Source organism: Klebsiella sp. JB_Kp042 (assembly GCF_040065275.1).
GTDB classification, from domain to species: Bacteria; Pseudomonadota; Gammaproteobacteria; order Enterobacterales; family Enterobacteriaceae; genus Klebsiella; species Klebsiella quasipneumoniae.
This window is the reverse complement of record NZ_JBEAJL010000009.1, coordinates 86,970-99,178: the sequence shown is the minus strand read 5'-3', so window position 1 is coordinate 99,178 and position 12,209 is coordinate 86,970. Positions and strand designations below refer to the sequence as shown.

General features: G+C 60.3%; 11 protein-coding genes. 4 read left to right on the top strand and 7 right to left on the bottom strand.

What is annotated here, in order from left to right:
• Nucleotides 1-125: 125 nt before the first annotated feature.
• Nucleotides 126-617 (bottom strand): transposase, encoded by a 492-nt coding sequence (locus ABLV54_RS02000; protein WP_050534264.1) that lies wholly within the window; start codon nt 615-617, stop codon nt 126-128.
• Between the two features lie 402 nt (nt 618-1,019).
• Nucleotides 1,020-2,252, bottom strand: a complete 1,233-nt coding sequence (gene pepT / locus ABLV54_RS01995; RefSeq protein WP_050534263.1) for a peptidase T — start codon at nt 2,250-2,252, stop codon at nt 1,020-1,022.
• Between the two features lie 257 nt (nt 2,253-2,509).
• On the opposite strand from pepT, the gene potA reads away from it, so the two are divergent.
• The 4 genes from potA to potD are packed head-to-tail and all read left to right on the top strand — an operon-like array spanning nt 2,510 to nt 6,312.
• Nucleotides 2,510-3,646: a spermidine/putrescine ABC transporter ATP-binding protein PotA gene (potA, locus tag ABLV54_RS01990; protein ID WP_032452454.1), complete on the top strand. Its 1,137-nt coding sequence runs from the start codon at nt 2,510-2,512 to the stop codon at nt 3,644-3,646.
• Entirely contained in the window at nt 3,630-4,487 is an 858-nt protein-coding gene (potB, locus tag ABLV54_RS01985; protein WP_004150812.1) for a spermidine/putrescine ABC transporter permease PotB, read from the top strand. Before potA ends, potB begins: the two co-directional genes overlap by 17 nt.
• Nucleotides 4,484-5,269 carry a spermidine/putrescine ABC transporter permease PotC gene (gene potC / locus ABLV54_RS01980; RefSeq protein WP_004150813.1) on the top strand — a complete coding sequence of 262 codons (786 nt, stop codon included), beginning with the start codon at nt 4,484-4,486 and terminating at the stop codon, nt 5,267-5,269. The genes potB and potC overlap by 4 nt, the downstream gene beginning before the upstream one ends.
• A complete protein-coding gene (potD, locus tag ABLV54_RS01975) occupies nt 5,266-6,312 on the top strand; it encodes a spermidine/putrescine ABC transporter substrate-binding protein PotD (RefSeq protein WP_023289157.1) in 1,047 nt (348 codons plus the stop codon). The genes potC and potD overlap by 4 nt, the downstream gene beginning before the upstream one ends.
• Nucleotides 6,313-6,357: 45 nt before the next feature.
• Here the strand turns inward: potD and ABLV54_RS01970 are convergent, their stop codons facing one another.
• From ABLV54_RS01970 to nagK, 5 genes are all read right to left on the bottom strand, one after another.
• The gene (locus tag ABLV54_RS01970) at nt 6,358-8,082 is read right to left on the bottom strand and encodes an aldehyde dehydrogenase family protein (protein ID WP_050534262.1); all 1,725 of its coding nucleotides are present in this window, start codon (nt 8,080-8,082) and stop codon (nt 6,358-6,360) included.
• Entirely contained in the window at nt 8,079-9,707 is a 1,629-nt protein-coding gene (locus ABLV54_RS01965) for a long-chain fatty acid--CoA ligase (protein WP_050534261.1), read from the bottom strand. The genes ABLV54_RS01970 and ABLV54_RS01965 overlap by 4 nt, the downstream gene beginning before the upstream one ends.
• 283 nt (nt 9,708-9,990) lie before the next feature.
• Nucleotides 9,991-10,335 (bottom strand): hypothetical protein, encoded by a 345-nt coding sequence (locus ABLV54_RS01960; RefSeq protein WP_050534260.1) that lies wholly within the window; start codon nt 10,333-10,335, stop codon nt 9,991-9,993.
• A gap of 90 nt (nt 10,336-10,425) precedes the next feature.
• The gene (cobB, locus tag ABLV54_RS01955) at nt 10,426-11,256 is read right to left on the bottom strand and encodes a Sir2 family NAD+-dependent deacetylase (RefSeq protein WP_017898959.1); all 831 of its coding nucleotides are present in this window, start codon (nt 11,254-11,256) and stop codon (nt 10,426-10,428) included.
• A gap of 14 nt (nt 11,257-11,270) precedes the next feature.
• Nucleotides 11,271-12,182, bottom strand: coding sequence for an N-acetylglucosamine kinase (gene nagK, locus ABLV54_RS01950; RefSeq protein ID WP_050534259.1), 912 nt, complete (start codon nt 12,180-12,182; stop codon nt 11,271-11,273).
• Nucleotides 12,183-12,209 lie beyond the last annotated feature (27 nt).

The following is a 12,209-nucleotide window of genomic DNA, read 5'->3' as shown; positions in this document are numbered from 1 at the left end:
CCCGGCGGCGCTGCGCTTGCCGGGCCTACGGGTTCCGCAGTCACCGGTTGGACCGTAGGCCGGATAAGGCGCAGCCGCCATCCGGCACTTTGTGGTTTCGATGGCGGCAATGTCTTACCCGAGCATTATCGCCTCTCGCCTGCATCAAATTCGCTTACCTCACCCGCCCACTCCGGGGGGTACCATCCCCGGCGCACATCACGATGAAAGGTCGAATACGGCCAATTCTGCACCCGACGGACATAACCGTGCTTAACGGGATTGATATAAACGTAATCCATATGCCGCCGGTAATCTTCTTCATTACGGATGGCATGTTCCCAGAAGCGCGGTTGCCAGATGTGACGCTGCGCCAGCGCCCGGGTAAACGTTTTTTTAATATCCCGCCAGCGACCGGAATAATCGGTATCCCCCTCAGGCAGGGTCCAGATGCAGTGCATATGCTCCGGTAAAACCACCCAGGCGTTAATCAGAAAAGGTTTTTTGCTTTTAACCAGCGCTGTAGCGGTACGCAGATGAGCAATATGCCGCGTCAGGAGATCGCTGTGGCGATTTTGCAGGTTAACGGTGAAGAACCAGCAGCCGCCGGGGATATAACTGCTACGATAATCAGACATGTGAGGTTCCCTCCTCAGTATTAGCCTTATCGCTTTTGCCCGGCGGCGCTGCGCTTGCCGGGCCTACGGGTTCCGCGGCCACCGGTTGGACTGTAGGCCGGATAAGGCGCAGCCGCCATCCGGCATAAAGACGAGTACCCGCTCTGCTGTTGACCGTCCGACGGCGCTGCGCTTGCCGGGCCTACGGGTTCCGCGGCCACCGGTTGGACCGTAGGCCGGATAAGGCGTTAGCCGCCATCCGGCATAAAAACGAGTATCCGCTCTGCTGTTGGCTGCCCGGCGGCGCTGCGCTTGCCGGGCCTACGGGTTCCGCAGTCACCGGTTGGACTGTAGGCCGGATAAGGCGCAGCCGCCATCCGGCGTCTTGTCCGACTCGCGGCCCTACCGGGCTGCCTGAGAAGATTAATGCCCTTTTCGTGCCGCCGTCAGCTCGGCGATACGCACGATCACCTTCACCGCTTTCTCCATCCCTTCCAGGGTGACAAACTCATGTTTGCCGTGATAGTTGTAGCCGCCGGTAAACAGGTTCGGGCATGGCAGTCCCATAAACGAGAGCTGCGCGCCGTCGGTACCGCCGCGGATCGGCTTCATCTGCGGTTCGATATCGCAGTCCACCATGGCCTGGCGGGCAATATCGACAACGTGCGGATGGGCGATCACCTGCTCATGCATGTTGTAATAACTGTCCTCGATCACCAGCTCGATATAGCAGTCCGGGTGCAGCCCCTTGCCCACCTTTTTGGCGATCTCCATCATCTTGCGCTTGCGCGCCTCGAAGTGCTTACGGTCAAAATCGCGGATGATGTAGTGCATCTCGGCCCGATCGACGCTGCCTTTGATGCTGGTGAGATGATAAAAGCCGTCATAGCCTTCGGTGGTCTCCGGTGCCTCGTCGGCCGGCACTTCGGCATGAATCCGCGCGGCCAGCGACAGCGCGTTGACCATCACCCCTTTCGCGGTGCCAGGGTGCACGTTGTTACCGACGATCTTAATGGTCACCGAGGCGGCATTGAAGTTTTCAAACTCCAGTTCGCCGACCCCGCCGCCGTCAACGGTATAGGCCCAGCGGGCGTCAAAGGCCTCGACGTCGAAATGCTTCGCCCCTTTTCCGACTTCTTCATCGGGGGTGAAGGCCACGCGGATATCGCCGTGGGGGATGTTTTTCGCCTGCAGGGTCGCCAGCGCGGTCATGATCTCGGCGATGCCGGCCTTATCGTCCGCCCCCAGCAGCGTTTTCCCGTCGGTGGTGATCAGCGTCTGCCCCAAAAGCTGATGCAGAACCGGGAACATCACCGGGGAGAGCACCTCATCGCCGATACCCAGCGCAATATCGCCGCCGCGATAGTTTTCGACAATCTGCGGGTTAACGTTTTTGCCGCTGAAATCCGGGGAGGTGTCGACGTGAGAGATAAAGCCGATGGCCGGGATATCGCCCTCGACGTTGGCGGGCAGGGTTCCCATTACCGTCCCTTTTTCACTCAGCGTTACCTTGACCAGTCCCATTTCTTCCAGCTGCGCCTGCAACAGGCGTAACAGCTTCCACTGCCCTTCCGTGCTGGGGACCTGACGAACGCCAGGCTTCGACTGCGTGTCCAAAGAAACGTACTGCAAAAAACGCTCAAGCAATTTATCCATGTAGCCACCCTCTTCTTTTGTGACAACATTATTGATAAGCCAGAAAAGACAAATATTGCGTCAGGTCATTCTTAGCCCGTAAAGCGAAATTTAATAACGGAACCGACGTTATGGTGTAAAGGTAGACTATGCAGGCGTATCAAGGATTGGCGATTACCCTCGTTTGCCGTAGAATGCTGGCCCTTATTAAAAACGTGCAACCCCAAAGGTGGTTAATCACAAACCCCGCAGCGGTCGGAAGTTTCCGTTGCGTCTACATGGGACAGAGTCAAAAATTGAATATACAACCGCGTTCGCGTTCGCCGCTGGTGCAACTGGCGGGAATTCGCAAAAGCTTTGATGGTAAAACGGTCATCGATAACCTTAACCTGACCATCAACAATGGTGAGTTTCTCACCCTGCTTGGCCCCTCTGGCTGCGGTAAAACCACCGTTCTGCGCCTTATCGCCGGCCTGGAAAACGTCGACAGCGGACGGATCCATCTCGAAGATCACGATATCACTCATGTTCCGGCGGAAAACCGCCACGTTAATACCGTATTCCAAAGCTACGCCCTGTTTCCGCATATGACGGTGTTCGAGAACGTCGCCTTCGGCCTGCGGATGCAGAAAACCCCGGCGGCGGAAATCACTCCGCGGGTGATGGATGCCTTAAAGATGGTGCAGCTGGAGACGTTTGCCCAGCGCAAACCGCACCAGCTCTCCGGCGGCCAGCAGCAGCGCGTGGCCATCGCCCGCGCGGTGGTCAACAAACCGCGCCTGCTGCTGCTCGATGAATCCCTTTCGGCGCTGGATTACAAGCTGCGCAAGCAGATGCAGAACGAACTGAAAGCGCTGCAGCGTAAGCTCGGCATCACCTTCGTCTTCGTCACTCACGACCAGGAAGAGGCCCTGACCATGTCCGATCGCATCGTGGTGATGCGTGATGGCAAAATCGAACAGGACGGCACCCCGCGCGAGATCTACGAAGAGCCAAAAAACCTGTTCGTCGCCAGCTTTATCGGCGAGATCAATATCTTCGACGCCACGGTCATTGAACGCCTCGACGAACAGCGCGTGCGGGCCAGCGTGGAAGGGCGTGAATGCAATATCACCGTCAATTTTGCGGTGGAGGCCGGCCAGCGTCTGCATGTCCTGCTGCGCCCGGAAGATCTGCGCGTCGATGAGATCCACCACAACAGCGACGCCGACGGCCTGATCGGCTATGTGCGCGAGCGCAACTATAAGGGCATGACCCTCGAGTCGGTGGTGGAGCTGGAAAACGGCAAAATGGTGATGGTCAGCGAATTCTTTAACGAAGACGACCCGGATTTCGACCACTCTCTTGACCAGAAAATGTCTATCAATTGGGTGGAGAGCTGGGAGGTGGTGCTGGCCGATGAAGAACACCAGTAAATTCCAGAATGTGGTGATCGCCACCATCGTCGGTTGGCTGGTGCTGTTTGTCTTTCTGCCCAACCTGATGATCATCGCCACCAGCTTCCTGACCCGCGACGACGCTAACTTCGTCAAGCTGGTCTTCACGCTGGACAACTACTCGCGGCTGCTGGATCCGCTCTATTACGACGTGCTGCTGCATTCGCTGAACATGGCGCTGCTGGCGACCCTCGCCTGCCTGGCGCTGGGCTACCCGTTTGCGTGGTTCCTTGCCCGGCTGCCGCAGAAGGTGCGGCCCCTGCTGCTGTTCCTGCTGATCGTTCCCTTCTGGACCAACTCATTGATCCGCATCTACGGGCTGAAGATTTTCCTCAGCACCAAAGGCTACCTGAACGAGTTTCTCCTGTGGCTGGGAGTGATCGACACGCCGATACGCATTATGTTCACCCCGTCGGCGGTGATTATCGGCCTGGTGTACATCCTGCTGCCGTTTATGGTGATGCCGCTCTACTCCAGCATTGAGAAACTGGATCGGCCGCTGCTGGAAGCGGCGAAAGATCTCGGCGCCAGCAAGCTGCAGACGTTTATCCGCATCATCATTCCGCTGACCATGCCGGGGATCATCGCCGGCTGCCTGCTGGTCATGTTGCCGGCGATGGGGCTGTTCTACGTTTCCGACCTGATGGGCGGCGCCAAGAACCTGCTGATCGGCAATGTGATCAAGAGCCAGTTCCTCAATATTCGCGACTGGCCGTTCGGCGCGGCAACCAGCATTACCTTAACCCTGGTGATGGGCCTGATGCTGTTGATTTACTGGCGCGCGGCGCGCCTGCTGAATAAAAAGGTGGAGCTGGAATGATCGGTCGACTGCTGCGCGGCGGCTTTATGACCGCCATCTACGCGTATCTCTACATCCCTATTATTATTCTGATCGTTAACTCGTTTAACCGGTCGCGTTTCGGCATCAACTGGCAGGGGTTCACCACCGACTGGTATAGTCTGCTGATGAACAACGATAGCCTGCTGCAGGCCGCCCAGCACTCGCTGACCATGGCGGTGCTGTCGGCGACCTTCGCCACCCTTATCGGCTCGCTAACCGCCGTGGCGCTGTACCGCTACCGTTTTCGCGGCAAACCGTTCGTTAGCGGCATGCTGTTTGTGGTGATGATGTCGCCCGATATTGTCATGGCCATCTCCCTGCTGGTGCTGTTTATGCTGATTGGCGTCCAGCTTGGCTTCTGGTCGCTGCTGTTTTCGCATATCACCTTTTGCCTGCCGTTTGTGGTGGTCACCGTTTACTCCCGGCTGAAAGGCTTCGATGTGCGGATGCTGGAGGCGGCGAAAGATCTGGGCGCCAGCGAGATGACCATCCTGCGCAAAATCATCCTGCCGCTGGCCCTGCCGGCGGTGGCGGCCGGGTGGCTGCTGAGCTTCACGCTGTCGATGGATGACGTGGTGGTCTCCTCGTTCGTCACCGGTCCGGGGTATGAAATCCTGCCGCTGAAGATCTATTCGATGGTCAAGGTCGGCGTTTCGCCAGAGGTGAACGCTCTGGCAACGATACTGTTGGTTCTGTCGCTGGTGATGGTCATCGCCAGTCAGTTAATTGCACGTGATAAAACTCAGGGGACGTTAAAATGAAAAAATGGTCACGCCACCTGCTCGCGGCGGGCGCTCTGGCAATCGGCATGAGTGCCGCCCACGCGGACGACAGCAAAACGCTCTACTTCTACAACTGGACCGAATATGTGCCGCCGGGCCTGCTGGAGCAGTTCACCAAAGAGACCGGCATCAAGGTTATCTACTCGACCTACGAGTCGAACGAAACCATGTACGCCAAGCTCAAGACCTATAAAGACGGGGCGTACGACCTGGTCGTCCCGTCGACCTACTTCGTCGACAAGATGCGTAAAGAAGGCATGCTGCAGAAGATCGATAAGAGCAAGCTGACTAACTTCAGCAACCTCGATCCGCAGATGCTGAACAAACCGTTCGACCCGAATAACGACTACTCCATCCCCTACATCTGGGGGGCGACGGCCATCGGCGTCAACAGCGACGCTATCGATCCGAAAACCGTCACCAGCTGGGCCGACCTGTGGAAGCCGGAATACAAAAGCAGCCTGCTGCTGACCGACGACGCGCGCGAAGTGTTCCAGATAGCGCTGCGTAAGCTGGGCTATTCCGGCAACACTACCGACCCGAAAGAGATTGAAGCCGCCTATAACGAGCTGAAAAAACTGATGCCCAACGTCGCGGCGTTTAACTCCGATAACCCGGCGAACCCGTATATGGAAGGCGAAGTGAACCTCGGCATGGTATGGAACGGTTCGGCTTACGTCGCCCGCCAGGCCGGTACGCCGCTGGAAGTGATCTGGCCGAAAGAAGGCGGCATCTTCTGGATGGACAGCCTGTCGATCCCGGCAAATGCGAAAAACGTCGACGGCGCGCTGAAGCTGATTAACTTCCTGCTACGCCCGGATGTCGCCAAGCAGGTCGCGGAAACCATCGGCTACCCCACGCCAAACCTGGCGGCGCGCAAAATGCTCAGCCCGGCCGTGGCCAACGATAAATCGCTCTATCCGGACGCCGCCACCATCGAGAAAGGCGAATGGCAAAATGACGTCGGCAGCGCCAGCGCTATTTATGAAGAGTATTACCAGAAGCTGAAAGCGGGCCGCTAATCCCGCCGGGCGGAACCGCGGTTCCGCCCTTTTTTTGTCCTCACTTTAGCCCCTCAGCGCGCGCCAGAGGATCGCCGGCAGCTTGCGCCAGCGCGGCCGATGGTAAAAATCCACTAGCCGCTGCGCCACCGCTTCCTGCCCCCGGTGAGTAATAAACCAGGGCGGCAGGGGCATCAGCGTCAGTTCGCCATGCCACAGACTGCGCGGAAACGGCCGAAACGGCGCCTCAATCACCGTGCGCTCGGTTTTCTCCAGCATAAAGCTGTTATGCACCTTGCCCTGCCCGCTCTGAATATCGTCGAGCCTGTGGCCGGGAAACGCCCCCCACGGGCAGGGAGCTAACAGGAAGGCCACCCCGTTCCAGCAGTTGATCGCCACCGTGCCATAGCGCAGCTCGGCGATCAGCGCGTTAAAACGCTTACGCCCAATCGCCTTGCGGGTGCGCGGGTGGATCACAATATTGGCCCCCAGCGTGCCCTGCAGCCGCTGATTGGCATAGCCGATCGCCTGGCGCAAAAAGCTTTCCGCGCTGTCGGCCTCAAGGCGGGTGATCGACAGCCCCGGGCCAAAGACCTCCTGCTGGCAGAAGTCCGGATCATCCTCGGTGTTCGCCACAATCAACGGCAGCGCGTCGCCGCGGGCTATCTCCAGCGGCTGACGGGCGCGCAGGCGAAAGTCAGTCAGCCGGTTTTCCGCGCCGGGGTAATAGTCCGGACGGGTATTGGCGGCGATCAGCCGGTACAGCTGACTAAGCAGGGCCGACGCCGGCTCCCAGCCCTGCTGCAGGATCAGCACCTGGCTGGCCACGCAGTTAAACCCGCCATTGTTCATCTTCTGCGTCGCCAGCTGCTGCGCCTGAAAAGCGATATCCGCCTCGCTCCACGGACCGGGGACGATAATGGTAGGGCTGACGCCGCCCAGCTCCGAGGTCACCCGACGCGGGTTCAGCGGCGTCCCGGCGGCCCGACGCTGGCGAGCCGCCTCACCATCGCCCCAGACGATAGCGTCATGGCTCTCCCGCGAGCCGGTGATATGGATCTCATCGACAGCGGGATGGGTGGTCAGCCACGCCCCCGCCTGGGCGTCGCCGGTGACGATGCGGAGCGCATCCATGGCGATCAGCGGCGCCAGAGCCTGAGCCAGCAGATCGTGCAGATAATCATTCACCGGGTTGAGCTTCAGCAGGCAGACCTGATTTTCAATAAACAGTTTGTGTAATACGTCCAGCGGCGCGATAGCGGCCACATTCCCGGCGCCGAGCACCAGCGCCAGCTTGCCCTGCCGCGCGGCCGGCGGGATATCGTATGCGGCTGCCGCGCAGCGATCGAGATTGGCCCGGGTGACCCCCGGCTGCATCCAAATTTCAGCGCGAACACCAGACAGCAACAGTCGATCCCAGAGCGTGCCGGGCACTACCCGCAGCGCCAGACGGCCGTCCGCCAGCGTCCGCAGCGGGATCCGCCGGAGAAAGGTTTTCTCCTCCAGCTGCTCCAGGGTGGCGATAAGCCCGTTGCAGCCGACCATCAGCGCGCAGGGGCCTGCCAGCCACTCTTCGCCCGTCAGCGGATCGCCTGGCGGTAGTCCTTTGGCCCTCGCCGCCGCCTCCACCCACGCAGGAGCAATTGAAGCCAGGGCATCCTTGATCTGGCGCAGGAGCGCCAGACGACGATTCACTGAAGTCTCCGCCCAGCGCTGGCGCGCCGCCGACAAGGCGTGCAGCGCTGCGTCATACTGAGAGCAGGTCGTCAGACCGGGTCGCGCGTGGCTCATTTTCCCTCACTCATTAAAATCTCTCCATAGGCCTGGCGCAGCTGATTCTTGAGCACCTTGCCCGTGGCGCTGACCGGTAGCGCATCGACAAATATCACCCGGTCCGGGATCTGCCATTTGGGCACCCGTTTCTCAAACCAGGCCAGCAGATCGCTCTCTTCCACTTCGCCCCCTTCCACGCGAACGCACAGCAGCACCGGCCGCTCGTCCCAGCGCGGGTGGCGGGCGGCGATGGCCGCCGCGCTGCGCACCGCCTGATGCGCGATGGCGATATTCTCCAGCTCAACGGTGGAGATCCACTCGCCGCCGGACTTGATGATATCCTTTGCCCGATCGCTGATCACCAGATAACCATTGGCGTCGAGCGTACCGATATCGCCGGTATCAAACCAGCCTGCCGCGGTCAGGGCGCTTTCGTCCTGACCATAGTACTGCTCCACCACCCAGTGCCCTCTGACCTGCAGATATCTCTGACTTTGACCGTCCATGGGCAGTGGGTCGCCCTCGACATCCACCACCTGTAGCTCGATGCCAAAAATAGGCCGCCCCTGACCGGTACGCTGTTTTTGCTGCTCCGGCGCCGGGAGTGCGTCATGTTTGCTCAACAGCGTGTTAATGGTGCCGATGGGCGATGTTTCGGTCATTCCCCAGGCGTGGATCAGCGTAATGCCGTAATCGTGCTGAAAGGCCTCCATCATCGACGGCGGCAGCGCGGAGCCCCCGACAAACGCACGTTTAAAATCAGGCAGCCGCATGTCCGACCGCCGCATCGCCGCCAACAGACCGGCCCAGATCACCGGCACGCCGAACGCCACCGTCACCTTCTCGGCGGCCAGCAGCTGCAGCAGGCTGTCGCCATCGAGGTGCGGCCCCGGCAGCACCAGCCGCGCGCCGACCATGGCGGCGATAAACGGCGTCCCCCACGCGTTGACATGGAACATCGGCACCACCGGCAACAGGCTATCCCTGGCCGAGATCCCGGCGGCGTCCGGCTGATTGCCGCTCAGGGCATGCAGGACCAGCGAACGATGGGTATTCAACACCCCTTTCGGTCGGCCGGTGGTCCCCGAGGTGTAGCAGAGCGAGGCCGGCGTCAGTTCATTGAGCGGCGGCCAGCGATAGTCTGCCATCCCCTGCTGCAACAGTTCGTCAAAAAACAGCAATGAGGGCAGCTGGCTGAGCGCCGCTTCGCTGCGGGGCGCCATCAGCACGACGTGTTTCACCGTCGGCAGCTGCGGCAGGAGCTGCGCCACCAGCGGCAAAAAGGTCTGGTCAAAGAACAGCACCTCGTCGGCAGCGTCGTTGAGGATATACCGCAGATGGTCAACCGACAGCCGCGGATTGACGGTGTGCGTCACCCAGCCGCCGGAGGCGACGGCAAAATAGATCTCCAGGTGGCGGCGATTGTTCCATGCGAGGGTGGCGCAGCGGGCACCCGGCGGCAGCCCCAGCGACGCCAGCGCCGATGCCAGCCGCTGAGCGCGGCTGGCCATTTCCCCCCAGCTGCTGCGCTCCTTCTCACCGCCGGCGCCCACCGAGACGATCTCCGTCTCGCTGTGGTATTGCGCCGCATGGCTGAGCAGCGCGGTGGTAGTGAGATCCTGATAAATCATCGGTGACGGCATGGCGGGGTCTCCTTTACAGACTTCCGGGCGGGGGAACAGGGTCGCGGCGCGAACGTGCGGACGCCTATTGAATCTGGTCTACATTTGCCGGTCTGCACAAAAAAACGTACGGAAATCAGCGGTCACGCACAAAATTATCGCGGGTAATCGCTCAGAAAGGAGAAGCCGAGAATGATATGATGAAGGGCATTGCCCGGCGCCGGTCCGGGCGATATCGCCAGAGCGACTGCCGGGGACTGACGATAGCCTGGAGTACGTGATGCGCGCTTCAGAGGAAAGCGGCTCAGCGTCGCCCATCGTCGGGCTGGCCTTTGTCCTTCCCTTTTTCGGCTCGCCGTTGCACAAAATCTTCAATGATGCCGAAGAGCCCGTTGAGGGGTTTCCACAGCACCACCAGCAGCAGCATGGGGCCGTATACCCGCACACCGCCCGTCGCGACCTGACCGGTAAACAGCAGGGCTAAGCCATCCAGCAGCAGGCACAACGCGCTGCCGGTGCCGATCAACAGGCACAGCAGGAAGAGGATCGGTCGGCTATCGGCGTATTCAGGTAGCGCACGCTGGCTCCAGATGCCGACGATAATGGACGCGATCAAGGCGATCGATGCAATGACCAGGGGATGATGCATGGTCTGACTCCTGTCATGACGTGACATCCTTGTCAACAGCGCTGCCGGAAGCGGTGGGCGTCGCCCTGCCCCCCGGCAGGCTGATTCAGTTTACAGCGCGTTTTCCTGCAGCAGCTTATCGATAAAGGCGGGTACCACTTCGCTTGCCAGCCCGTAGTGCTTTTCGGCAAACTCGCTGCCCACCTGGCTGGGCTCGAGGTTCAGTTCAACGGTATGGGCGCCGTGCAGTCGCGCCTCGTGCACAAAGCCGGCCGCCGGATAGACGTGGCCGGAGGTGCCGATGGCGATAAAGATATCCGCTTCGGCCAGCGCGCTGTAGATCTCGTCCATCCCCAGCGGCATTTCGCCAAACCAGACCACGTGCGGACGCAGCGCCGCCGGGAACTGGCAGCAGTGGCATTTGTCCTCTGCGGTGACGTCCCCGGTCCACTCCAGCACCTGGCCGCTCCACGAACAGCGCACCTTCAGCAGCTCGCCGTGCATATGGATCACCCGGCGGTTGCCGGCGCGTTCGTGCAGATTATCGATATTCTGGGTGACCAGCAGAAAATGGTCGCCCAGCAGATCCTCCAGACGCGCCAGCGCCAGATGCGCCGCGTTCGGCGCGATCTCCGGACTCTGCAGCTGACGACGGCGGGCGTTGTAGAACGCCTGCACCAGCGCCGGGTCGCGGGCGAAGCCTTCCGGCGTCGCCACATCTTCCACCCGATGCTCTTCCCACAGGCCATCGGCCGCGCGGAAAGTTTTGATCCCCGACTCCGCCGATATGCCCGCGCCGGTTAACACCACCACTCTCGGTTTGGCCATCGCTTCAGGCTTCATCCTGTCCTCCCTAAAGAAAATCCGCTGACGCAGACGGTCACGCAACTGACGTTTATTGCGACGAAAACGGCTCAATCGATGTAAACGGCGCGACTGCATAGCTACCTCTGTGGTTAATGGCTCAGATGAAGGAAGGCCGCACCGCGCATTCCCCCGGCATCGCCGTGGCGCGCGCGCTCAATGCGCGGTACCCTGGCGACCGGCAGAAGATGGCGCGGCAATCGCTGCGCCAGCCCTTCGCTAATGGCCGTAAAGTTAGATAATCCACCGCCGAGCACCAGCAAATCCGGGTCGACAATGGTCAGTATATTTCCCAGACACGCCGCCAGCAGATCGAGATAGCGCTCTACATGCGCCTGGGCGCGCGGATCGTGCTGCTGCCACTGCGCCACAATCTCCGGCGAGGTAAGCGGTTGCTGATAAAAATGTTCATACAGCCAGGCGAAACCGCGGCCGGAGAGATAATTTTCAATGCAGCCCAGCTGGCCGCAGCCGCAGCGAAGCAGCGGAAAATCACGCCCGACCACCTCCAGGGCATCCACCGGCAGACGAATATGACCAAACTCGCCGGTGATATAGCTATGTCCGGTAATCGATTTACCGTTCAACACCAGGCCGCCGCCCACGCCGGTGCCGAGGATCAGCCCCATCACCAGCGGGTATTGCGTAAACTCATCGTCCCACGCTTCCGACAGCGCGAAGCAATTGGCGTCATTATCGAGGCGCACATCGCGCCCCAGCCGCGCGCTGAGGTCGGCGCGCAGCGGCCGGCCGCTGGCGGCAGGCACGTTAGCGGCATACAGCGTGCCGTCCGCCGTTTCCGGCATCCCCGGGATACCGATCCCAACCGTCCCCTGCCGGTCGAAGCGCGCATCGGCCTCGCGGACCAGCGCCTCCACCGCCTGGAGAAAATCCTCATAACTGCTTTTCGGCGTGGCGACGCGTTTTTCCCACTGCAGCCGCCGCTCCTGATTAAATACGCCCAGCGCTATCTTGCTGCCGCCAATGTCAAATCCATAGTACATTTCAGCAATTCCTCTTGTGTCGTCAGC

Excerpts from the sequence above, each read along its gene's own strand:
- ABLV54_RS02000 (WP_050534264.1), bottom strand. The coding sequence starts at position 617 with ATGTCTGATTATCGTAGCAGTTATATCCCCGGCGGCTGCTGGTTCTTC.
- potD (WP_023289157.1), top strand. The coding sequence starts at position 5,266 with ATGAAAAAATGGTCACGCCACCTGCTCGCGGCGGGCGCTCTGGCAATC.
- potA (WP_032452454.1), top strand. The coding sequence starts at position 2,510 with ATGGGACAGAGTCAAAAATTGAATATACAACCGCGTTCGCGTTCGCCG.
- ABLV54_RS01965 (WP_050534261.1), bottom strand. The coding sequence starts at position 9,707 with ATGCCGTCACCGATGATTTATCAGGATCTCACTACCACCGCGCTGCTC.
- ABLV54_RS01960 (WP_050534260.1), bottom strand. The coding sequence starts at position 10,335 with ATGCATCATCCCCTGGTCATTGCATCGATCGCCTTGATCGCGTCCATT.
- ABLV54_RS01970 (WP_050534262.1), bottom strand. The coding sequence starts at position 8,082 with ATGAGCCACGCGCGACCCGGTCTGACGACCTGCTCTCAGTATGACGCA.
- nagK (WP_050534259.1), bottom strand. The coding sequence starts at position 12,182 with ATGTACTATGGATTTGACATTGGCGGCAGCAAGATAGCGCTGGGCGTA.
- pepT (WP_050534263.1), bottom strand. The coding sequence starts at position 2,252 with ATGGATAAATTGCTTGAGCGTTTTTTGCAGTACGTTTCTTTGGACACG.
- cobB (WP_017898959.1), bottom strand. The coding sequence starts at position 11,256 with ATGCAGTCGCGCCGTTTACATCGATTGAGCCGTTTTCGTCGCAATAAA.
- potB (WP_004150812.1), top strand. The coding sequence starts at position 3,630 with ATGAAGAACACCAGTAAATTCCAGAATGTGGTGATCGCCACCATCGTC.
- potC (WP_004150813.1), top strand. The coding sequence starts at position 4,484 with ATGATCGGTCGACTGCTGCGCGGCGGCTTTATGACCGCCATCTACGCG.